Origin of the sequence: Vibrio sp. 1CM8B, assembly GCF_023161685.1 — a bacterium.
Taxonomy (GTDB): Bacteria; Pseudomonadota; Gammaproteobacteria; order Enterobacterales; family Vibrionaceae; genus Vibrio; species Vibrio coralliirubri.
Genome location: NZ_JALNTU010000001.1, coordinates 364,317 through 386,305 on the forward strand (window position 1 = coordinate 364,317; position 21,989 = coordinate 386,305).

Here is a 21,989-nt window from a genome sequence, read left to right on the forward strand (position 1 = left end):
GTGTTCAAAATAAGTCATTAGGCACAGAGACTTATCTTTAACACTCCCCTGCCAATAGCAAAGAAATGGGGTGCTAATGTACTCTCGAAGTGAGACTCAACAAATATAAGCACAAACTAAATAGACCCAATAAGAAGGTAAACCATGACTCGACACCTAACAGGCTCATTACTGTTTCTTTGCGCACTCTCTTTTAACAGCATGGCAAGCACCCAATGCGACGCGCTAACTGGCTGTGAAAAGAAGTTCTGTGAGATCGAATATCAGATAAAGAAAGCGGAACAGTACGACAATCAGTACAAGGTGGAGCGATTAACAAAAGCGTTGAAAGCCGCGAAAGAGAACTGCACTAATGAAGGTTTGAAGGATGATCTCCGCGAGAAGATTGAATCCAATGAACAAGATTTAGCTGAATACCAAGCCGACTTAGAAGAAGCAAAAAGAGATGAAAGAGCGGATAAAATTCGAAAGTATGAGGGTAAGATCGAAAAGGAACTGCGTAAAATCGATAAATTAAAGCAAGAACTGGCTAAGATCCCTTAATCGATAATTGAAACAAAAATGGTCTTACTGCTTAGTAAGACCATTTAGAAAATACCGCTTTATGACGACTTCAGAATCAACCTAGCCAACGCCAGCCGTTATTATCCCACCAGTGCCAATTCAGACTCTTTATAGATACGGTTTGCCACTTTGTATGCCGCAGGCGACGTTAGCGTATCTTTGCATCTACGCTTAAATTGCTCGACTTCAACCGTTTGTTCTTCCAATAAATAGTACAACTCACTCAAGTAGTTAGCTTCAAAGACAGCTTGACCAAGTGGCGTACATTCGTATCGGCTAGACTCTTGGTAGCCAATTGCGGTCAACACAGATTCTGGCAGCTCCCAGAACTTAGCAATAGTGTAAGTCAGGCGAATAGAGTAGCTGTTCATCAGGCGCTTCAATGCTAACGAGTTAGGTGGAACAGAAGGATCAACATGCTTGAAGGCTTCTACCATCATCTGGAAAATGATCATCTTGCCTAAGTTTCGAATCAACCCAACAAAGTACGCAGCCGCTTGATCCTCTTGAGATGAAGAGTCTTTCATCAACTCCTTAGAAAACGACGCGGTTTGAACACTGTGATTCCAAATTTTCTCACCGAAGTGACGCCAGTAAATATTGTTCCCCGGCGTGAAGTTCTTCATGTAGCTATTCACCACCCCTTCAACAAGCCCTTGAGAACCCATATTTAGGAATGCTGTTTTTAGGTCGGTAACCTGTTTTTCGCCACGCTTATAGAAAGCACTGTTAGCCAGTTTAATCACATCGGCAGCCATACTCGGCTCGCGCTCAATCACTCTTAACAGAGCATCGACATCAAACTCATCGCTCTGTAATTCTGCCATTAACGTGGTCACAGAGGCTGGCATCACTGGCAATTCATTGAGCAAGGCTTTTGGAGAGCGAATCAAACGTTCGATCTGACAAGCGACAAAATCACTAAATGGGTCTGACTCCGTTCGAAGGCGAGACTCTCCAAACAAATAATCAAGGAACTCACCATCGTGAAGGCCAAGCGTATTATCGACGATTAATGATGATGGTTGAGCTGACGAAGGCGGAACAAAGATTGAAGACCGAACAGAATCAGTAGCAACGGTTTGTTGTTGCTCTTTTTGGACAAGCTCTGCAGAGGGTTTGTTTTTTGAATCAACAAAAGGCGAGAATAGTGCCTGCAATACCCTTTTAAACATCAATACGGCTCCTAGATGATTATCAAACAATTCGGGATATATAACGGCGGTGATTATCGCACAGTTAATTCATAAACCACACAATGACAAATGAATCATTAATTTTTCAGCTGTATAGGATCTGTTACTCAACAGGGTGCGAGACTAAACCCGCCTGTATTCGCCAGAAACAAAAAGAGCGAACACATAACGCTTGCTCGCTCTTACATAGATTAGATGTGTGACTTTCTAAAATTAGCTCTGGGCTACTTCCAACACGATCTTACCAACGTGTTTTTTCTTTAAGAACTCATCTTGCGCTTTATGGATATCGGCTAGCGGATAAGACTCTGCAACGATGGCGCCAATCTGCTGCTTCTCAATACGGTTGATTAGATTCTGGAAGACCTGTGGTTCTAAAACCGTGCAACCAAAAAAGCTGAGATCTTTGAGATACAAAGTACGAACATCAAGCTCAACCATAGCGCCACCAATTGCGCCAGATACAGCATAACGACCGTGTGGTTTTAGCACTTCAAGAAACTCTGGCCATTTGTCACCAGCGACTAAATCGATAACCACATGCACACTGCTTTCGCCTAACGCTTTAACCAAATCAGCATCACGGGCAATCACTTCATCAGCGCCAAGTTCAAGTAACTGTTGGTTCTTGCTTGGGCTAGTGATGGCAATAACATACGCGCCACGAGCTTTTGCTAGCTGAATAGCCGCAGAGCCCACACCGCCCGATGCACCTGAGATAAGCACGCGATCACCTTCAACCACATTCGAGCGAGTTAACATGTTCTCTGCTGTTGAGTAAGAACATGGGAAAGACGCTAGCTCAACATCCGACATAGAACTGTTCACCGCGTAAGCATGCTTAGCTGCTACTTTGGTGTATTCAGCGAAACCACCATCGCACTCAGAACCGAAATACCATGGCTGTGGTAGATCTTGTCCATAAACCTCGGTCAAACAAGGTTCAATCAGAACACGCTCACCAATACGCTCAGCCGAAACTTCGTTACCAACGGCTACGATGAAACCACACACGTCAGCACCTTGGATTCGAGGGAATTTCAACGCTTCACCCGACCAACTTGCGTCGTCCGAATCGTCACTTTTTGAGTACCAACCGATTCGTGTGTTGATATCTGTATTATTAACACCTGCTGCCATCACTTTGATCAGCACTTCATTAGGTTCGATTTGAGGAACAGCGATATCTTCGCGGTAGCCCAGCATTTCTGCTCCGCCGTGACCTAGCATCTCTGCACCTTTCATTGTTTTTGGTATCTCGAAATTCATACTGTTTCCTTGAGTAATTTTGTCACCATATTCTGTGCCGATGCCACTGCTTCTTCGCCTAAGACTGGCCACGCGCTTGATACGCCTTCATGAAGTAAAAACAGCGTTGTCGCGAGATCATCTCGCAGGCTCTGCTTGCCTATTAGCAAACGAACTTGTTCTTTATGCTGTGTAACCGCTTGGCTTATAAGCTCATTATCGGGAAACGCGGCCATCGCATTCATCGACATACACCCGTGAGGCGCATACTCTTCTAACCATTGTTGGAGCTTGTTGAAGATATGAGTAACCGATGCGAGCCCCTTTTCAGGCGACGTTTCCAACAAGAAATCTAGGTAACGTTGGTGTCGATACTCCAAGGCACCTACAATCATCGCTTCTTTTGAAGGGAAGTGTTTATACAAGGTTCTTAGGCTTACATCGCACGCCGTTTTCAGCTGTGCAACGCTCGGCTCAGCAAAACCTTGTTGGCTAAACGCCACCTCTAAGCTTGCTGCAATCTGTTCTCTCAACATAGTGCTCTCTTAATACCGAATACCAATCGTAGTAAATAACTGTAATTGGCATAACAATGGGTAGAATGATTGTTCTACTTACAGGGTAGAACAATCATTCTACCCCTGTCAATATCCAGATTTACAAACCAAGAAATGATAAATTCCGCGCCAAACAGGACACGGAATTTATCACTACAAATAAGAGACTTAGCGTTTAAGCTAGAGTCGACTGCGTATCGTCACCAGCACAGATAAAGCGCCGCAAAGTACCAGCACCACACCTAAATCTTGAATAATTCCCGCTAAAGCGAGCCCTGAACCGATCAAGGTGTAGTACATCAAACCAAACAGTGCGCCTGCACTTCCCGCTTGAGATTGGTAGCTGACTAATGCGCGACTCAACACATTGGGAATCGCAATACCAAACGCCATAACCACCAGCATCATCGGAAGTAAAAACCATATTGAGTGTTGTGAAAAATAGACACCCACCGCACCTAATGTTTGAAGCCCTGCTGCAATACCAATTAAAGACATTGAAGACACCTGTCGCTTCAATAATGTCTTGTTCACCAAGCTTCCTAACAGAGTCCCGAATCCAAGCACAATGCCGCTGTAGCCAAACTGCTCAACGCTAAATCCAAGTTGAATGAAGGCAAATGAACCCAATTGATAATAGGAAAACAGCGCAATATTGAACGACGCGACCAGCAACGCAGACATCCATATATCGCTATCTTTGATCATGTGAATACTGAGTGACTTTAACTGCAATGGCTGCTTAGATTGTTGCGTTTCAGGCAATGACCATAGGCTATGTGCCAACAGCGCTAACACCATAATAAACAAGGCAATAAACACATATTGATGCCCGCCCGCTTGGCTTAGTTGACCGCCAAGAAGCAGCCCGATGATTGGACTAATCGACAGCCCCATCCCCATGTAACCAAACACCTTGGCCAGTTCAGTACCGCTGAAAGCATCTCGCAGCATGGTTTGTGTCACCACCGAGCCCACGGCAAGCCCGAAAGCGCCCATGGCTCTGGCTATCATCAACCACGTAAAACTGTCGGTTTGCATAGCAATAAGTGCTGAACAGGCGAATAACCCCATGCCCAATAACATGGTTGGCCGGCGTCCCCATTTGTCTGCAAAAATGCCCCATACCACCACACCGAGCGCAAACGCTGAGAAGTAGATCGAGAGGGTTTGCGCCGCTTGTGCGTAACTCACATCAAAGGATTTCGATATTGAATCCAGAGTCGGGCTATAGATAGTTTCTGCGATTTGAGGGAACATCAGCAATAGCACCATTTGCCATAAAGAAGGTTTTGTTTTCATCATTTTTCCAAGACCAGTGAACTTGACGAGGAGTCTAGGGGAAACTAACCTTGGCTCGTTAACAACATTAAAACCAAAAACATCAAGATTGGGACAAATGGCATTAATCAGCGAAACCATTGAGTTTGATGCAGACAACTTACCTGCGCCCGTAATAGGGATTGCGGCAGAGCTAGGCCAGCATGATTCAGGAATACATCACCACGAAAAAGGACAGCTGCTGTATGCTCCGCAGGGTTGCATCACCTTGACCTTAGAAAACGCCATTTGCATTTTGCCGCCGACTAAAGCCGTGTGGATCCCGCCCTATACCAAGCATCGAGCTCAGATGACCAATGTGGTTGCTTATCGGTCGCTCTATTTTGATAGCAGTATTTACACCTGCCCAGAAGTGATTGAGATTGTGGAAGTGAATGAGCTTTTAAAAGCCCTAATCAATAAGATGGCTTTCTGGGATTGGAACGTTGCCCGCGAGCAAACCACCAATACCGCCAACCTATTTTGGGAAGAGTTTTACAGCGCTAACCAACACTCGTTTATCTTGCCACTACCGACAGATCGCCGCTTTAAAAGCTTTTGCAAACGAGTCCGAACCGCTTCCTTTCTTGCCCCAGCCCTCTCGACATTAGCGAACTCGGTTGGCGCAAGCACCAAGACGATTACCCGATTATTCAAAGCCGAAACAGGCATGACTTATCAAGAGTGGCGACAGCAATGGCGCTTGTTTAAAGCGATTGAACTGCTCTCAGAAAACCGACAAGTCGGTGATGTGGCACATTTGCTAGAGTTCTCATCCAACAGTGCGTTTATCGCTTTTTTCAAACAGCAAACCGGACAAACTCCGTTGGCCTTTACCAAGTTAGCAGCGTGATTGTTGTTATCCAAACTCTGAAGTTTTACTGAGCTCAGATACAAAAAAACCAGAACATGAGTTCTGGTTTTTAGGCGTATTTTAAAGCTAGATGCGGTCGTTACTTGGTGTAGAAAGCGCGTTTCAATGCCATCTCTAAACCACGAACTTCAGCTAAGCCTTTCAGTCGACCAATCGCCGAATAACCTGGGTTAGTGGTTTTCTTAAGGTCATCCAGCATTTGATGACCGTGATCCGGACGCATTGGAATTAAGCGGTGATCGCCCACTTCTGCACGACGATTTTCTTCATCCAAAATAGCCATCACAACGTTGTACATGTCCACATCACCATCTAGGTGCGCTGCTTCGTGGAATGTCATTGGATTACTCTCTTCACGCTTAGTTGAACGCAGGTGCGTAAAGTAAATTCGGTCACCGTGCTTTTTGATCATATTAACCAGATCATTGTCGCCACGAACACCGTATGAACCCGTACACATCGTCAAGCCATTCATTTTGCTCGGTACATGCTCGGTCAGCCAATCAATGTCTTCGATCGTTGAAACGATGCGAGGCAAGCCTAGAATCGGACGCGGTGGATCGTCTGGATGAACCGCCATCTTCAAACCATTCGCATCACAGATAGGCATCAGCTCAGCGAGGAAATAAGACATGTGCTCACGTAGCTTGTCTTTATCGATTCCCGCATAGCGATCTAGCTGCGCTTGAAACGCTTCTAGTGTGTAACCTTCTTCAGCGCCTGGCAGGCCAGCGATGATGTTATTGGTCAGTTGCTGAATTTGCTCAGGCGTCATGTTGTTGAAGTAATCCAACGCTTGAGCTTGCTCTGATTCTGAATAGTCCGATTCTGCACCTGGGCGCTTCAAGATATGCAGCTCAAATGCCGCAAATGCGATTTGGTCAAAGCGCAGTGCGCGCGAGCCATCAGGCATTTCAAATTCTAAATCGGTACGCGTCCAGTCCAGCACGGGCATGAAGTTATAACAAACCGTATCGATGCCACACTCAGCAAGGTTAGACAGAGTTTGCTTATAATTATCAATCCACTGCTGGTAGTTGCCAGTTTGAGTTTTGATCTCTTCGTGCACAGGCACGCTTTCTACAACCGACCACGTTAAACCTTTCTCTTCGATAATGGCTTTACGCTTAAGGATTTCTTCTTTTGTCCAAACTTCACCATTTGGAATATGGTGCAGTGCATTCACAATACCAGTTGCGCCCGCTTGACGAATATCGTCTAGCGAAACTTGATCATTAGGGCCGTACCAACGCCACGTTTGTTCCATGAGACTTACCTTTCTTTAAGACGCACTTAGCCGGCTCGAATTAATCAAGCTAAATGCAATAACGACTTCTTAATGGCAGCAATGAAAATTACTGCCCGAGATAGCACCGGTCTACGCCGGTCTAAAGACGATGACTTATTTGCAACCTAGTGAATGAATCAGCTTCCAAAAAGAGTCTTGAAGCTGAATTCAACGTTAGCTTTCAGAACTAACTTTCAGTACTCAGCAGCACCACTGGGTTTGAGCTAAATAAGTAACCATCAAAGTTTGGGTCATCAATGTCTGACAACGCTAACAAACGCTGTTTAACATTCTCAAGGTGTTGCCACATTGCGTTCTTAGCAGCGACAGGGTCTTTGCGCTGTAAGGCGGCGAGGATACGAGCGTGATCATCTAACCATTCTTCACGGTAATCTTGACCACTGATGTGAGAGTGGAGTTTATTCCACATTGGACTCTTTTCGCGTCGATCCCAGGATTGTTTCAGCATATCTACCAGCACAGAGTTTTGAGTGGCCTCTGCAATACACATGTGAAATCTTTCATCTCCGCTGCAATCGGTGGTGCCGCTTGCAAGCTCTTCGCGCTCGAGTTCGAGTGCAGAGCGCATCTTAATGATGTCGCCCGGAGTGACCTGAGTTGCCGCAAACTCCGCGATATTACTTTCCAGTAATTGGCGAGCCTGCAGCATCTCGAATGGACCAGCGTCATCGCTGACCACATTCTCGCGAGAATGAGTTGGAATGTTCAGGACATAAACACCCGACCCTTTTTTCACCTCAACTAAGTTTTCTAACTCCAGCATGATGATTGCTTCACGCACTACCGTGCGACTGACGTCTAAACGTTCAGCAATATCGCGTTCTGGTGGCAACCTATCTCCGACCTTATACAGACCTTCAATCAGTTCTCTTCTTAGTACTAACCCTATCTCCTGATAAGGTCTTTTCGGCTCGAAAGGCATCATGATGATATTGTCACTTCTTTCCATTGTATTTCTCTCGCCATCATAATGACCAAATATAATTGGTCAACCTCTATATCCTAAAATGCAGTAACACCTTGTTTTTGTATTACTATTTTTTCTATATTTGCTAGTTATTCAACAGACTGAATACGGTCAATAAGAGCACTCAACTCTGGATTCGTTTTCTCTAGATCGTCATACATTGGTTGTACCGCGAGTGCGAATGCTGCCTTGTCTGGCTCCACAAAAGTAACGCCCATTTTCTCAGCTTTAGCACGCTCTTTTGCTTCCGATTCAGCCCATAGTTTTTTCATCAATTCAGATGAATCACTTGCCGCTTTCATTAGCGCATCTTGTTGTTCTGTAGTCAGTTTATCGTATGCTTTGGTTGAGATAACCAACACATCCGGAACCATCGTATGCTCATCTAAGCTGAAGTATTTAGACACTTCACTGTGACGGCTCAAGCTGAAAGAAGGAATGTTATTTTCAGCCGCATCCACTACACCTTGCTGCAGTGCTGTGTACAACTCACCGTAAGCTAGTGGCGTTGGGTTACCGCCTAACGCTTTCACCATCGCAATTGCTGATGGGCTTGGTTGAACACGAACTTTCAAACCTTTCAGATCTTCTGGTGTGTTAATTGGCTTATTGGTATAGAAGCTACGCGCACCAGCGTCGTAGTAAGTCACACCAATAAAGCCGCTATCACGAGAAGAGTTAAGAATGTCACGGCCTACTTCACCATCAGTCACACTGTAGTAGTGCGCTTGATCGCGGAATAAGTAAGGCATGTTGAATGATGAATAAGCAGGAGAAAAAGCTTCTAGCTCAGCAGCATTACTTTTCACCATATCTAAAGCGCCGTTCTGCATCAGCTCCATAGATTCACGCTGTGTACCCAATTGAGCATCAGGGTAAATACGAATACGCACCTCACCATCCGTCAATTCACGTACTTCTTTCGCCATAAACGTCATCGCTTCATGTACTGCATGGTCACGAGGGTGGTTATGGCTCAGTTTCAATGTTGTCGCTGCATAAGCAGAAGCTGTTGCTCCAAAAGTGAAAGCAGCACCGACAACCGCACTAATCAAAGTTTTACGCGTCATCATCATTCTTATTCTCCGTGGATTGGTTATCCAAAATGTAGGGTGTTTTTTGTTATGGGCTCATATTGGGGCTCAAAAAAGGAACCGTCAAAGCTGAAATTAAAATTGATTGACCAATATCACAATAAAAACCCACAAATTGGTCAACCAAAATCATTTGTGAAGTTGCTCACGCCAACCAAAAAATGAATAGCTTATGATTCAGCCAGATTTTTGAACATCCCATCCCTACATAGAAACAATTTCTTACATTGGTAAACCAATTGTTATGAGATACGCAATTTTGTTGAAAGGAAATAAACATGAATAAATTGGTCAGTTACATAAATAGAGGGTTGGCCGCCTTTACAGTGTCTCTATCGTCTTTCTTAGTACTGTGTGTGATATGGCAGGTCTTATCCCGCTATGTTATTGGCAAACCAAGTACTGTTACCGACGAGCTCGCGCGTTATCTCTTTATGTGGGTAGCCTTAATTGGTGCTGCTTACACTACGGGTCTGAAACGCCACCTTGCCATCGACCTGCTTACGATGAAGCTGACTGGCAAACGCAAATTAATCAACGAAATCGTTATCCAAATAGCCATCGCTTCTTTCTCTTATATCGTTCTGGTACACGGTGGAAGCCAACTTGCTGCTAAAACGCTTGCGATGGGACAGCTGACTCCCGCTCTAGGTTTAGAAATGGGCTACATCTACTTCTGCTTACCGATTAGTGGTGCTTTGATGATTTTTTACTCCGTCGTATTTACCTACGAACGCGTTAAACAATTAATGTCAGGTGACGATTTGATCACCGACTCACAACTTGATTGATAGAAGGATTTCACAATGGAATGGCAAGTAATACTGACCTTATTCGGTAGTTTCGCTGTACTGCTTACAATCGGTGTACCGGTCTCTTTTGCGATTGGTTTATCGTCACTGGCAACCATCTTAATGAGCTTACCGCTTGAGCCTGCAATCGCTGTAGTTGCTCAACGTATGGCCGCTGGCCTTGATAACTTTGCTCTACTGGCAATCCCGTTCTTCATTTTGGCGGGCAACATCATGAACCAAGGCGGCATAGCACTGCGTTTGATCAACTTTGCAAAAGTGTTGGGTGGCCGTCTACCGGGTTCATTGGCACACGTAAACGTGATGGCAAACATGATGTTTGGTTCTATCTCAGGCTCAGCGGTTGCATCGGCGGCTGCAGTTGGTGGCACCATGTCTCCTCTGCAAAAGAAAGATGGCTACGACGAAAACTTCTCTGCTGCGGTAAACATTACTTCGTGCCCTACTGGTCTATTGATTCCGCCAAGTAACACGCTGATCGTTTTCTCATTGGTTTCTGGTGGTACTTCAATTGCGGCTCTGTTCTTAGCGGGCTACATCCCAGGTATCTTGATGGGATTAAGTATCATGATTGTGGCGGGTATCATCGCGAAACGTCGCGGTTACCCAGTGGCAGCGCGTCCTTCATTATCAATGGTTTGGGATACCTTCCTAAAAGCGGCACCTTCTTTAGCACTGATCGGCATCATCATGGGCGGCATCATTGGCGGTATCTTTACTGCAACTGAGGCTTCCGCAATTGCTGTGGTATACACGTTTGTTTTAGCTGTGCTTGTCTACCGTGAAGTGAAATGGGGTGATATTCCAAAGATCATCCTTGAGTCTGCAGTAACAACATCTATCGTTCTATTACTGGTTGGCGCATCAATGGGTATGTCTTGGGCAATGGCGAACGCCGATGTGCCTTACATGATTGCTGATGCATTACTGGCGGTTTCTGATAACCCGCTAATGATTCTGTTGATCATCAACATCATTCTGCTGATTGTGGGTATCTTCATGGATATGACACCAGCGGTACTGATCTTCACACCAATCTTCTTACCCATCGCACTAGACCTAGGCATCGACCCTGTGCACTTCGGCATCATGATGACTTTCAACCTTGCTATCGGTATCTGTACGCCGCCAGTGGGTAGTGCTCTATTCATCGGTTGTTCGGTTGCCAACATTGCCATCGACAAAGTCATCAAACCTTTGCTGCCATTCTATGCAGCACTGATTGCAGCCTTGATGGCCGTTACTTTTATCCCTGAGCTGAGCTTGTTCCTACCTGAATTAGTACTGGGCTACGGTTCGTAATTTGGTCACAGATACATTCTAGGACTCTAAACACTCAAACGTATAATCAAATAATAAAATCCCGTTGGTTCGCTGGCGGGAAAAGGAACTGAATAATGAAGACTGTTGCTAACTCTACGCTGCCAAACACTGTATTACGACCTGACTACGACCGTTCTGCACTCCAAAGCCGTATTGTGCACCTAGGTTTTGGTGCATTTCACCGAGCGCACCAAGCGCTATTCACCAATGAAATGCTCAGCAAAACCAACACTGATTGGGGCATTTGTGAGATAAACCTATTCGGCGGCGAAGACCTAATTGAATCACTTCGCGCGCAAGACCACCTTTACACCGTAGCTGAAAAAGGTGCTGAATCCACAGACGTTAAAGTGATCGGCTCAGTGACAGAGTCTCTTCATCCAAGCTTAGACGGCATCAAAACCGTATTAGAAAAAATGGCAGAGCCTCAAGTCGCTATCGTGTCTATGACCATCACAGAAAAAGGCTACTGCGCTGACCCTGCGACCGGAAAACTCGACAAAAATAACCCATTAGTCATCGCAGACCTAGCTAACCCAACTCAACCAAAATCTGCGCTTGGCTATATTGTCCAAGCCCTAAAAATTCGCCGCGAACGTGGCTTAACACCATTCACGGTGATGTCTTGCGACAACGTGCAAGAGAACGGTCATGTAGCAAAAGCAGCGATCATTGAGTTTGCTCAACTGCTTGACCCAGAATTACGTGATTGGATTGAAACTAATGTCACCTTCCCATGCACCATGGTTGACCGCATCGTACCTGCAGCAACAGAAGAAACACTGACAGAAATTGCAGAACTGCTTGGTTGTGAAGACCCATGTGGTATCGCCTGTGAACCCTTCCGCCAATGGGTGATTGAAGATAACTTTGTGGCAGGTCGTCCAGATTGGAATGTCGCTGGCGCAGAGTTCGTCGAAGATGTAGTGCCTTACGAAGAGATGAAGCTGCGCATGCTCAATGGCAGTCACTCTTTCCTTGCTTACCTTGGATACCTTGGTGGCTACGACCATATTTCCGACACCATGACAGATGCAGGCTACCGAAAAGCCGCTTTTGACATGATGATGAAATCACAAGCGCCGTCGTTAACGATGCCTGAAGGGACTGATTTAGAAGGTTACGCAAGCTTGCTGATCAACCGTTTCACTAACCCAAGCTTGAAGCATAAGACCTGGCAGATTGCGATGGACGGCAGCCAGAAGATCCCTCAACGTATGGGTGGCAGCTTACGATTCCATTTAGAGCAAGGCTCAGATTTCTCGTGGCTTGCAACCGCTATCGCTGGCTGGATGCGTTATGTATCTGGCGTTGACGAGCAAGGCAATGAGATTGATGTTCGCGATCCAATGGCAGATACACTTCGTCAGATCTGCGACCAGCATGGACTCAATGTTTCTGTGGTTCCGACATTGCTTGCGGTTGAAGCGATTTTCCCTGCTGAGCTAGGCCAAAACCCGCAGGTCATTGATGCAGTAAGTTCAGCGTACCAATCACTAATTGAACACGGTGCTGTTGCGACCGTGGCTGCGTTATAAGGAGTACAAACAATGAAGAATTTCTTATGTGAAGACTTTTTACTGTCGAATGAGACTGCACGCCGTTTGTACCATGAACACGCAAGCCACCAGCCTATTTATGACTATCACTGCCACCTAAACCCGGCAGAAGTGGCTCAAGACCGTCAGTTCGAAAATATGTCTAAGATTTGGCTTGAAGGTGACCACTATAAATGGCGTGGCATGCGTTCAGCAGGAATTGACGAGCGTCTGATCACCGGAGATGCAAGCGATTATGATAAGTTCATGGCATGGGCTAAAACTGTCCCTCAAACCTTAGGTAACCCTCTTTACCACTGGACGCACTTAGAGCTACGTCGCCCATTTGGTATTACTGGCACTCTATTTGGCCCAGAGACAGCCGACCAAATTTGGCATGAAGGCAACGAGCTATTAGCGACACCGGAATTTAGTGCTCGCGGCATCATGCAACAAATGAACGTTGTGATGGCAGGTACGACAGACGATCCGATTGATTCTCTTGAACACCATAAAGCGATCGCTCAAGACAGTTCATTTGATGTGAAAGTTCTACCGAGCTGGCGCCCAGATAAAGCGTTCAAAATTGAGCTTGATGGCTTTGCTGATTACCTGAAAAAGTTAAGTATGGTTGCTGACATAGAGATCACTCGCTTCCATCATCTACTAAGTGCTTTAGACAGCCGCTTAGCGCATTTCAATGACCATGGTTGCCGTGCAGCAGACCACGGTATTGAAGTGGTTCGCTACGCACCTATTCCATCGGAATCAGATTTAGATTCCCTATTAGCTCGACGCCGCAATGGCGAAACGCTCACAGAACTAGAATGTGCACAGTTTTCAACAGCGGTTCAAGTCTGGTTAGGCAAGCGTTACGCCGCAATGGGCTGGGTAATGCAGCTTCACATTGGTGCTCAGCGCAATAACAACACGCGTATGTTCCAACTGTTAGGCGCAGATGCAGGGTTTGATTCGATTAGCGATAAGACGTTTGCATTCGAATTAGCTCACCTGTTAGACGAGATGGATCAAAGCAACGAGTTGCCTCGCACCATCCTTTACTGCTTAAACCCTCGCGATAACGAGATGATGGCCACCATGATTGGTAACTTCCAAGGTGGCGGCATCGCGGGCAAAGTTCAGTTCGGTTCTGGTTGGTGGTTCAACGATCAGAAAGACGGCATGCAACGCCAAATGGAACAGTTATCTCAACTTGGCCTGCTTAGCCAGTTTGTCGGCATGCTGACCGATTCTCGCAGCTTCCTTTCTTACACTCGTCACGAATATTTCCGCCGTATCTTATGTGACATGGTTGGCCGCTGGGCTGAAAATGGCGAAGTACCAAATGATATGTCACTGCTTGGTCCAATGATTGAAGGCATCTGTTTTGGTAATGCTAAGCGTTACTTTGAAGAGAGGGTATAACTGATGAAACATATCGCCATTATTGGTGAATGTATGATTGAGCTGAACGGAAAACCGTTTGGCTCAATGCATCAAACATTCGGTGGCGACACACTGAATGCCGCGATTTATCTAAGTCGTGGCTGTGAAGCCAACCTCAATCAAGATGACATCAAAGTGTCCTACGTCACGGCTTTGGGCGCAGACCCGATTAGCAAGGGAATGTTAGAACGCTGGCAACAAGAAGGGGTGTCGACTGACCTAGTTCTGCAAGACAGCCAACGTACTCCAGGCCTATACCTAATTCAGCTTGATGACGCAGGTGAACGTACCTTCCTGTATTGGAGAAATCAATCGGCTGCGCGCTACCTACTGCAGCACCCAGATTTCAATCAGATAAAACAGGCACTGCGCAATGTCGATATGGTTTTTCTCAGTGGTATCACATTAGCGATTCTGCCTGAACAAGATCGTATCGAGCTATTAAACATCTTGGTTGAGTTGAAGACACAAGGCGTTGAGATAGCCTTCGACAGTAACTTCCGCCCTGCTCTTTGGCCACAGGACGAAAACCAAACCGTCAAAAACAGCTACCAAGCCATGTATACATTGACGGATTTAGCGTTAGTGACATTCGATGACGAAAAGTTAATTTGGGGAGATAGCTCTCCAGAGCAAACTATTGAACGTCTAACGGCGCTGGGGGTTAAGCGATGCATCGTCAAACTGGGTGCAGATGGCTGCCTCATTCAAGATGCCACCATTCAGGGTGACATAAATCCAGATTCTGGTACCGCTTCGGCTCCACGGGCGGTGCCGACCCTACCTGTTGAACATGTCGTTGATACGACCTCGGCAGGAGACTCATTCAATGGCGGATTTTTATCTGCTTACCTTGCGGGCGAAGACTTAATAACGTCGTGCCAGCGCGGCAATACTATGGCAGGCGTCGTTATCCAACATCGTGGTGCCATTATTGCAAAAGAACTAACTCAAGCGGCCATCACAGCCATTTAAGGAATACCAATGTCTAACATCAAACAACAACTGAAAACACTGAAAGTTATCCCTGTGATCGCTATCGACAACGCTGAAGACATCATCCCTCTGGGTAAAGTTTTAGCCGAAAATGGCCTACCAGCGGCAGAAATCACTTTCCGTTCTGAAGCTGCTGTAGAAGCAATTCGTCTACTTCGTGAATCACAACCAGATATGTTGATCGGCGCTGGCACCGTACTAAACCGTGAGCAAGCTATCGCTGCAAAAGAAGCAGGCGCAACATTTGTAGTATCTCCTGGCTTTAATCCAAACACGGTAAGAGCCTGCCAAGAGATTGGTATTGATATCATTCCTGGGGTCAACAACCCGAGTACAGTAGAAGCCGCTCTAGAAATGGGCTTAACCACATTGAAGTTCTTCCCAGCAGAAGCATCAGGTGGCATCAACATGGTTAAGTCACTTCTTGCGCCTTACACGGATATTGAGATCATGCCGACAGGTGGCATTAACCCAAACAACATCAAAGACTACCTAGCGATACCTCGAGTGCTCGCATGTGGTGGTACTTGGATGGTGGATAAGAAGCTAATTGAAGAAGGTAATTGGGAACAGCTGGCTCATTTGACTCGTGAAGCCGTTAAGTTGGTCAATTAAACCTAATGCAACAGCTCCTTTAACGTTATATCTAGCCCTCCTTTTGGAGGGTTATTTTATGGTTGAGCATTATTCTCTCAAAATTAATCGTTGATCGCGTTCTATAGCATCTTAGAAATAAAGGCTAAATATGGAAAACTGGATAACACAAGGAGTTGGCGGCCTCGCTTTTTGTATCGGTGTAATGGCCTTTTGGCAAAAAGATGATATGCGTTTTCGCTACCAGATGATGATCTTTTGTTTTGTTATGAGTATCCATTTCATATTAATGGGTGCCATAGTAGCCGCCATAGGCGTAATTATTAATGCTATTCGCAGTTACGTATCGATAAAAACTCAATCGCGCAAAGTGATGTGGTTCTTTATTGGCTTGATGTGGTGCATGACTTTGCCCAACATGAACCATTTCTTTGAGTTTATTACGGTTGTTGGTTCATCCGTTGCGACATGGGCACTCTTTTCAAGACAAGGCATCGCCTTGAGAACCTTGATCTTATTCAATTCCTTCTGTTGGGCCAGCCATAACACTTGGATTGGTTCGATTGGCGGCTCCTTTGTCGAAATCACCTTTATTGTCACCAACATGGTCACTATCTATCGTTTACATCAGCGCAGATTGTTAACTATAAAATAGGCAATATATTTTTTATTCTAAATTTAAAATATGGAAGTAACACACCACTAATTAAACGAAAGATTAATTGGATATCAAATGAATAACTCTAACTAAGTTTACGTTATTTAAACGTCGTCAATATATTTCCAAGACTAAATTGAATTAAATCACCAATTAAATTTATATGGTGATCCAAATCTTTAGTTTGCTTTATTTTGGTTAACCAATAATCCGTTAATTATTAAAATTGGTCATGTACTTATTATTATACTAACAATAGGATCGTGACCATGAAGCGTCTTACCCTGACACCTATAGCAATCGCGTTGCTTCTTGCAGGATGCAACTCATCTGATAGCGACAATAACCTCCAGCAACCCCAAGTTCACTCTCGTGTTCATGATGTATTGAACGTTGAGGGTTACCAATTCCGAGATTCTAACGGCAATGGAAAACTGGAACCCTTTGAAGACTGGCGATTATCTCCAGAAGAACGAGCAGCAGACTTGGTTAGCCGAATGACGCTAGATGAGAAAGCCGGCATGATGCTCATTGACACCTTAAATTCAGCCGAGGGTGGGCTTGTTAGCAGTGCCGGGCAAGACATGATTGCCGATGCCCAAATGACGCGCTTTATCTTCCGTAACAGCGTAGTTGAAACCCCAACTAACACACCTGATTGTGATGCTGGCCGTTCAGGCTGTCAGATAACCCCAACAGAAGCGGCCCAGTTCATGAATAGTGTTCAAGAACTGCGTGAACAAACTCGAATGGGTATCCCCGCTCTATTCAAATCCAATGCTCGTAACCACATAGACCCATCTGCAAAAGCAGGGATCAACGTTTCTTCAGGTGCCTTTTCGGCTTGGCCTAAAGAGGCAGGTTTAGCAGCCACTCGTGACATGGATTTGATCACTGAATTTGCTGGCATCATGAATGACGAATGGTCTTCAATCGGCCTGCGCAGTATGTACGGATACATGATGGATTTGGCGACAGAGCCTCGTTGGTACCGAGTACACGAAACCTTTACCGAAGATGCCGATTTAGCGTCTGACATTATGCGTTCACTGATCAAAGGCTTGCAGGATGGCGGTGAGGTCAACGAAGACAGTATTGCGCTAACCATCAAACACTTCCCTGGCGGCGGCCCACAAGAAAACGGCGGTGACCCACACTATGACTTTGGTAAAAACCAAGTCTACCCAAAGAACAATTTTGATTACCACCTAAAACCGTTTATTGCCGCGATTGAGGCTGGCGCTTCATCAATCATGCCTTACTACGGCATCCCTGTAGATCAAAAGTGGATGCCAAACGATGTTGGTATGTCCTTTTCAAAAGGCATTGTCACCGACCTGTTGAGAGACGAATTGGGCTACACAGGTAACGTGAACTCAGATACCGGCATTATTGGCGATCGAGCATGGGGTGTGGAGCACAAAACGATTGATGAACAAGTTGCAATGGCGGTCGAGGCTGGAGTCGATGTACTTTCAGGTTTTCATGATAAAGAAGTCATCGTGAAACTGGTGGAAAAAGATCTGATCACCGAAGAGCGTGTAGACCTATCAGTCACACGCTTACTTGAAGAACAATTCAAGCTTGGCCTTTTCGAAAACACTTACGTTGATGAGAAAAAAGCCCAAGAGATTTTAGGCAACGATAAGTACCAAGAACGCGCTGACTACGCACAGAAAAAGTCTGTCGTCTTACTTCAAAATACCAATAAGACTTTACCTTTAGCTGAATCAACCGCACAAAATCCTGTTGCTCTGTATGTCATGGGAATGGACGAAAACATTGTAGGAGACGACAAGTACAACTTTACCGTGACGTCTGGAGATTACGAAGCGGGAGAAACGCGTCCACCAGTACCAGCCGATACGGACTATGCGGTTATTCGTGTTCGCGTATCTAACGAAGGCTCAGATCCTGATCTTATCTTTGGTGGCGCGAACCCAGATGAACTCGATATTCTTGCGTTCAGTGAAATGGCTACAGCTGCATCTTGGCATATTGAACCAAGCCTAAGCGACATTAAAGCCGTTATGAACGAAGTGGGCGCTGGCAAAACGGTATTGTCCATCAACTTTAGACAACCCTTCGTGCTAGACGATCAAAGTAATCTTAAGCAAGCCGGTGCCGTGATCGCCACATTTGGTGTCTCGGACAGCAACCTAATGGAAGTACTTTCAGGTAACTTTGTTCCTCAAGGAAAACTGCCATTTGCTTTAGCGAACAGTGCCCAAGCCATTCAAAACCAAGACTCAGACTACCCTGGGTATGATCAAGCCGACACCCTTTACCCGTTCGGACATGGTTTAAGTTACGAATAATATTTGAGCTAATTCAGGCAGTGTTGAGCACTGCCTTTCCTTCTTAGATACCAAGGACAAAGTCATGGAACATATCTTACAACTGGGTTGGGATGATCACGCTATTCCACATAAAATCTGGATAGAACAATACTACGATGGGTGTCGTATCTGCTTGAAAGTCGTAAAGGACGTTGAGCCAGAAATGCTCTCATTGATTGTTCCAAATATTGATGTGCAAACCACTCATAAAGCGTGGCAAGGTAAAGCGACGAACATTACACCGGCCTATGATGACGGCGTGTTATTCACGCAAACTCGCTCGCTATTCAATTTGCCTCACGGCTGCGTGATCTGGGCGGTAACACATATCCAGATGCAAAACGGCTTAAAGATGTCGGCAGACAAATTGTGCTTCGTACCAAAATACAGCAATCAAGATTCTTGTTTTAAGGTTCCAGCGTAACGCAACGACAAGCTGAGTCACTAATCCAACTTGGCGCTAATCTGTAAAGAATCATAAAAAAGGCCAGCGTATAAACGTTGGCCTTCTGTCTGTCATCAGAATTAAGCACTAATCAATCAACACCAGCGAATCGAGAATCCCTTTTCCACTGTGGATTCCACCTTCATTTTCGCTAGCGGGTTTGCTGCGGATTAAGTAGCCCGCGTAGCCGCCAAGCTCTGTTACTGGTTCACCTTGGTAGTAAGCGGTGAACAAACCCACTTCGCTGACTAAGTCTGTCACGAGCGTTTGTTGGGTATCACGCACTGCAATAGTCGGCACGTCACGTTCGTGTGGGTATAAGCGCTGCATCAGTGCCCATGCGTCGTACTCTTCTGGCTTAAGTTGACTCAGTTGCTGGCTTATATCGTCACCAAAAACACAGTGGCCACCTCCCTCACCTTGGTTTTTCAACACCCACTCTTGCTTATTAGCTTGCGTGTTAAACCACTCTATCGATTCACTGGTAACTGGCTTCATATCGGCTAATACACTCTTGACCAGTTCGGCTTCTTGTAACGTTAAACCCCAGCGTGCGTATTCTGTTGCTGGCATCATGGTCAGCAGCATTTGCATGGTTTTACTGGTCGCTAACTGTTGGCTGATGGTCGCGTTCATTGCGACATGGTGTTGTTCCATAAATAAGCGAGTCTGACTTAGCGTGTGGCAACAAACCGATTCGTTGAGTTCTGGAGCCCTGTAATCAGAATACTGATAGCCAGCTCTTAGATACACCACATCGACCGCGCCAACATCTTGCAGCAACAAACGTTGGTTATCTCCTGTTGAAAGCTGACAGCTCAACTGTTCAAAAGTACGACGCACCGTGCGAATGCCTTGCTTTTGCAGTTCAACTTCGAGCAAATGTTGGTCATATACGTTGTCTTCGTTCTTCTGCACCACCATCAAGAAAACTGGTTTATCTTGCTCATTAAAATCGGTTTTCACTTGCCTTGCAGCATTAGCGATACCATAAGCCAACTGCGTTAAGCCTTGGTTTTCAGCCGGTGTTGCTGACAATTCTTCCAACCAATTGTTATAAACGTTTGGCCACTGATTTTGCATGAACGCATGAAATTCCGTTGCGCGTTGACCAAAAGGCGCCATTCCTGCAGCAATGCCATTAAACTCAATCACTTTTGCACCGTGTTGGCGGTCATCCATGAAATCAGTACGCATCAACAACAAAGGTTGTCGAGCTGGATTCAAGCGCTCATCGGCACTGCCATGGGCCTGTTGATGAAGCTCCATCAAGCGACCAAAAAACGGATCGGCTTTAGCCATATCGCTCAATGATGACTGTAAAAAGTCATGGTCTTCCGAGACATTGTTGATGAGCTTGGTGATAAGCGGCGTCACCTTCAACAGGTGTTCAAAAACCTCACGCTCAATACTCATTGGAGCAAGGCTAAAAGGGCAATGTCTCGCGGTATTGTCAGACTGACGAAAAGCGACACCGTGCATAATGGCCCACTCACAAGCATCTTCAATTACTTGCTGCGGAATCAATGGCATTGAATTCATTTAGATATCTCATTCTTGGCGGGCATTTGGCACCCGTAGTAAGACGATGCTCATTCTAAAAAGACGAAATAAATTTCAAAAAGTTATTTCACCGTTTTGCTCATCGTTGCTTGAAGTTTACAGCTGAGGTTCTTGAGTCTTATTAACAATGAGGTCGCGAAGCCATTTGTGGCTTGGTTCAGAGTCAAAGTAACGATGCCAAAGCAAAAACAAACCACCGGGAACCAACTCAATGGGAATTGGCTTCATCACCAGCTCGCCACTCTCAATATAGTCACGAACCGAGTTGTACGGATAACACATCAGCAAATCGCTTTGTTTGCACAGCTTTACTGCGCTGGTGATGTCCGACACGTTGGCGGCTTTGTTAATTTGAAGCTGTTTTGCTTGCAAGATCTCCAGAAGCAACCAGTCGCCAACGCCACCAGTGACTAACTGAATATGACGGTATTTAAGGAAGGCTTGCAGGTTCCAATCTTCTTGAAGCACCGGGTGATCATTACGCATCAAACACACAGAGTAATCTTGCAGCAATTCGACATGGTTTAGCTCAGCAGGGATATTTTGAATGTGAGTACTCGCTCTTTCATCGAGCTCAAAAATTCCAATCCCAAAATCGACCTCACGCTTTAGTAGGCGCTTGAAGGTTTCGCTACTCCAAGTAGTGCTGTTTACCGTAATGTTCGGCGCATCTGCCAACGCATTAGGCATAAATTTAGGATAGATCGCGGTATAAGCTGTTTCAACAAGATCGATATTAAAAGTGCGCTCGCTGTCTTTCGGCTCAAAAATGTCCGGCACGGTTAGCTGTTCAACTTGCAGAAGGATCTGATGAATCTTAGGCGCTAAAGAGGTGGCTTTCGGGGTTGGAAACAGACCTTTTGACTCGCGTTCAAACAAAGGGTCATCAAACAAAGAGCGTAGCTTGGTGAGTTGTTTACTCACCGCAGACTGGCTAAGGAACAATCGCTCTGCCGTTTTGCTCACGCTGCGCTCTTCAAGCAACACGTGTAAACACAGCAGTAAATTCATATCACATTTGAGTAAGCTCTTAACATCTACCATGATATTCCTTAGATTCAGATTAATGATGACTTTATGTCACTTTAAATCATATCACAAACTTGTTAATTTAAGCCCATGTAACCTATGAGTTAATAACTCAAA

At 45.4% G+C, this 21,989-nt stretch carries 20 protein-coding genes; 11 read left to right on the forward strand and 9 right to left on the reverse strand.

Annotated elements, in window-relative coordinates:
- Nucleotides 1–144: 144 nt before the first annotated feature.
- On the forward strand, nucleotides 145–543 hold the full coding sequence (locus tag MSG36_RS01495; RefSeq protein ID WP_248365885.1) for a DUF1090 domain-containing protein: 399 nt from the start codon (nucleotides 145–147) through the stop codon (nucleotides 541–543).
- A gap of 101 nt (nucleotides 544–644) precedes the next feature.
- Here MSG36_RS01495 and MSG36_RS01500 read toward each other — a convergent pair whose 3' ends face one another.
- The 4 genes from MSG36_RS01500 to MSG36_RS01515 form a co-directional block, all read right to left on the reverse strand.
- Nucleotides 645–1,739, reverse strand: coding sequence for an HDOD domain-containing protein (locus MSG36_RS01500; protein WP_248365887.1), 1,095 nt, complete (start codon nucleotides 1,737–1,739; stop codon nucleotides 645–647).
- A 234-nt stretch (nucleotides 1,740–1,973) separates the two neighbouring features.
- The gene (locus MSG36_RS01505) at nucleotides 1,974–3,029 is read right to left on the reverse strand and encodes an alcohol dehydrogenase family protein (protein ID WP_248365889.1); all 1,056 of its coding nucleotides are present in this window, start codon (nucleotides 3,027–3,029) and stop codon (nucleotides 1,974–1,976) included.
- On the reverse strand, nucleotides 3,026–3,544 hold the full coding sequence (locus tag MSG36_RS01510; RefSeq protein WP_248365891.1) for a TetR/AcrR family transcriptional regulator: 519 nt from the start codon (nucleotides 3,542–3,544) through the stop codon (nucleotides 3,026–3,028). The genes MSG36_RS01505 and MSG36_RS01510 overlap by 4 nt, the downstream gene beginning before the upstream one ends.
- A gap of 201 nt (nucleotides 3,545–3,745) precedes the next feature.
- A complete protein-coding gene (locus MSG36_RS01515) occupies nucleotides 3,746–4,867 on the reverse strand; it encodes a multidrug effflux MFS transporter (protein ID WP_248365893.1) in 1,122 nt (373 codons plus the stop codon).
- 97 nt (nucleotides 4,868–4,964) lie between these two features.
- Here MSG36_RS01515 and MSG36_RS01520 point away from each other — a divergent pair, with 97 nt between their 5' ends.
- Entirely contained in the window at nucleotides 4,965–5,738 is a 774-nt protein-coding gene (locus tag MSG36_RS01520) for a helix-turn-helix transcriptional regulator (protein WP_248365894.1), read from the forward strand.
- Nucleotides 5,739–5,838: 100 nt separating this feature from the next.
- Here MSG36_RS01520 and uxuA read toward each other — a convergent pair whose 3' ends face one another.
- The 3 genes from uxuA to MSG36_RS01535 all read right to left on the reverse strand — a co-directional run bounded on the left by uxuA (nucleotide 5,839) and on the right by MSG36_RS01535 (nucleotide 9,108).
- A complete protein-coding gene (gene uxuA, locus MSG36_RS01525) occupies nucleotides 5,839–7,026 on the reverse strand; it encodes a mannonate dehydratase (protein ID WP_017068145.1) in 1,188 nt (395 codons plus the stop codon).
- Nucleotides 7,027–7,234: 208 nt separating this feature from the next.
- Entirely contained in the window at nucleotides 7,235–8,017 is a 783-nt protein-coding gene (locus MSG36_RS01530; RefSeq protein ID WP_048660902.1) for an FCD domain-containing protein, read from the reverse strand.
- A 107-nt stretch (nucleotides 8,018–8,124) separates the two neighbouring features.
- Nucleotides 8,125–9,108: a TRAP transporter substrate-binding protein gene (locus MSG36_RS01535; protein WP_060981131.1), complete on the reverse strand. Its 984-nt coding sequence runs from the start codon at nucleotides 9,106–9,108 to the stop codon at nucleotides 8,125–8,127.
- A 299-nt stretch (nucleotides 9,109–9,407) separates the two neighbouring features.
- Between MSG36_RS01535 and MSG36_RS01540 the strand changes: the two genes are divergently transcribed.
- From MSG36_RS01540 to MSG36_RS01580, 9 genes are all read left to right on the forward strand, one after another.
- Complete coding sequence (locus MSG36_RS01540) at nucleotides 9,408–9,920, forward strand: TRAP transporter small permease (protein ID WP_048609952.1); 513 nt, start codon at nucleotides 9,408–9,410, stop codon at nucleotides 9,918–9,920.
- Nucleotides 9,921–9,935: 15 nt separating this feature from the next.
- The gene (locus tag MSG36_RS01545) at nucleotides 9,936–11,243 is read left to right on the forward strand and encodes a TRAP transporter large permease subunit (RefSeq protein WP_048609953.1); all 1,308 of its coding nucleotides are present in this window, start codon (nucleotides 9,936–9,938) and stop codon (nucleotides 11,241–11,243) included.
- A gap of 95 nt (nucleotides 11,244–11,338) precedes the next feature.
- Complete coding sequence (locus MSG36_RS01550; RefSeq protein WP_248365895.1) at nucleotides 11,339–12,802, forward strand: fructuronate reductase; 1,464 nt, start codon at nucleotides 11,339–11,341, stop codon at nucleotides 12,800–12,802.
- A 12-nt stretch (nucleotides 12,803–12,814) separates the two neighbouring features.
- Entirely contained in the window at nucleotides 12,815–14,227 is a 1,413-nt protein-coding gene (gene uxaC, locus MSG36_RS01555) for a glucuronate isomerase (protein ID WP_248365896.1), read from the forward strand.
- A gap of 3 nt (nucleotides 14,228–14,230) precedes the next feature.
- Nucleotides 14,231–15,223, forward strand: a complete 993-nt coding sequence (locus MSG36_RS01560) for a sugar kinase (protein ID WP_248365897.1) — start codon at nucleotides 14,231–14,233, stop codon at nucleotides 15,221–15,223.
- A gap of 9 nt (nucleotides 15,224–15,232) precedes the next feature.
- On the forward strand, nucleotides 15,233–15,859 hold the full coding sequence (locus MSG36_RS01565) for a bifunctional 4-hydroxy-2-oxoglutarate aldolase/2-dehydro-3-deoxy-phosphogluconate aldolase (RefSeq protein WP_048610332.1): 627 nt from the start codon (nucleotides 15,233–15,235) through the stop codon (nucleotides 15,857–15,859).
- A 130-nt stretch (nucleotides 15,860–15,989) separates the two neighbouring features.
- Nucleotides 15,990–16,493: a YgjV family protein gene (locus MSG36_RS01570; protein ID WP_248365898.1), complete on the forward strand. Its 504-nt coding sequence runs from the start codon at nucleotides 15,990–15,992 to the stop codon at nucleotides 16,491–16,493.
- A 272-nt stretch (nucleotides 16,494–16,765) separates the two neighbouring features.
- Complete coding sequence (locus MSG36_RS01575) at nucleotides 16,766–18,814, forward strand: glycoside hydrolase family 3 N-terminal domain-containing protein (RefSeq protein ID WP_248365899.1); 2,049 nt, start codon at nucleotides 16,766–16,768, stop codon at nucleotides 18,812–18,814.
- A 64-nt stretch (nucleotides 18,815–18,878) separates the two neighbouring features.
- On the forward strand, nucleotides 18,879–19,259 hold the full coding sequence (locus tag MSG36_RS01580) for a hypothetical protein (RefSeq protein WP_017057786.1): 381 nt from the start codon (nucleotides 18,879–18,881) through the stop codon (nucleotides 19,257–19,259).
- A gap of 108 nt (nucleotides 19,260–19,367) precedes the next feature.
- Here the strand turns inward: MSG36_RS01580 and MSG36_RS01585 are convergent, their stop codons facing one another.
- Complete coding sequence (locus MSG36_RS01585) at nucleotides 19,368–20,822, reverse strand: glutathione synthase (RefSeq protein ID WP_248365900.1); 1,455 nt, start codon at nucleotides 20,820–20,822, stop codon at nucleotides 19,368–19,370.
- Nucleotides 20,823–20,939: 117 nt separating this feature from the next.
- Nucleotides 20,940–21,887, reverse strand: coding sequence for a LysR family transcriptional regulator (locus MSG36_RS01590; protein ID WP_060980720.1), 948 nt, complete (start codon nucleotides 21,885–21,887; stop codon nucleotides 20,940–20,942).
- Between the last annotated feature and the right edge of the window lie 102 nt (nucleotides 21,888–21,989).

Coding starts and splice junctions, on each gene's coding strand:
- MSG36_RS01495 (WP_248365885.1), top strand. CDS start 145: ATGACTCGACACCTAACAGGCTCATTACTGTTTCTTTGCGCACTCTCT.
- MSG36_RS01500 (WP_248365887.1), bottom strand. CDS start 1,739: ATGTTTAAAAGGGTATTGCAGGCACTATTCTCGCCTTTTGTTGATTCA.
- MSG36_RS01505 (WP_248365889.1), bottom strand. CDS start 3,029: ATGAATTTCGAGATACCAAAAACAATGAAAGGTGCAGAGATGCTAGGT.
- MSG36_RS01510 (WP_248365891.1), bottom strand. CDS start 3,544: ATGTTGAGAGAACAGATTGCAGCAAGCTTAGAGGTGGCGTTTAGCCAA.
- MSG36_RS01515 (WP_248365893.1), bottom strand. CDS start 4,867: ATGAAAACAAAACCTTCTTTATGGCAAATGGTGCTATTGCTGATGTTC.
- MSG36_RS01520 (WP_248365894.1), top strand. CDS start 4,965: ATGGCATTAATCAGCGAAACCATTGAGTTTGATGCAGACAACTTACCT.
- uxuA (WP_017068145.1), bottom strand. CDS start 7,026: ATGGAACAAACGTGGCGTTGGTACGGCCCTAATGATCAAGTTTCGCTA.
- MSG36_RS01530 (WP_048660902.1), bottom strand. CDS start 8,017: ATGGAAAGAAGTGACAATATCATCATGATGCCTTTCGAGCCGAAAAGA.
- MSG36_RS01535 (WP_060981131.1), bottom strand. CDS start 9,108: ATGATGACGCGTAAAACTTTGATTAGTGCGGTTGTCGGTGCTGCTTTC.
- MSG36_RS01540 (WP_048609952.1), top strand. CDS start 9,408: ATGAATAAATTGGTCAGTTACATAAATAGAGGGTTGGCCGCCTTTACA.
- MSG36_RS01545 (WP_048609953.1), top strand. CDS start 9,936: ATGGAATGGCAAGTAATACTGACCTTATTCGGTAGTTTCGCTGTACTG.
- MSG36_RS01550 (WP_248365895.1), top strand. CDS start 11,339: ATGAAGACTGTTGCTAACTCTACGCTGCCAAACACTGTATTACGACCT.
- uxaC (WP_248365896.1), top strand. CDS start 12,815: ATGAAGAATTTCTTATGTGAAGACTTTTTACTGTCGAATGAGACTGCA.
- MSG36_RS01560 (WP_248365897.1), top strand. CDS start 14,231: ATGAAACATATCGCCATTATTGGTGAATGTATGATTGAGCTGAACGGA.
- MSG36_RS01565 (WP_048610332.1), top strand. CDS start 15,233: ATGTCTAACATCAAACAACAACTGAAAACACTGAAAGTTATCCCTGTG.
- MSG36_RS01570 (WP_248365898.1), top strand. CDS start 15,990: ATGGAAAACTGGATAACACAAGGAGTTGGCGGCCTCGCTTTTTGTATC.
- MSG36_RS01575 (WP_248365899.1), top strand. CDS start 16,766: ATGAAGCGTCTTACCCTGACACCTATAGCAATCGCGTTGCTTCTTGCA.
- MSG36_RS01580 (WP_017057786.1), top strand. CDS start 18,879: ATGGAACATATCTTACAACTGGGTTGGGATGATCACGCTATTCCACAT.
- MSG36_RS01585 (WP_248365900.1), bottom strand. CDS start 20,822: ATGAATTCAATGCCATTGATTCCGCAGCAAGTAATTGAAGATGCTTGT.
- MSG36_RS01590 (WP_060980720.1), bottom strand. CDS start 21,887: ATGGTAGATGTTAAGAGCTTACTCAAATGTGATATGAATTTACTGCTG.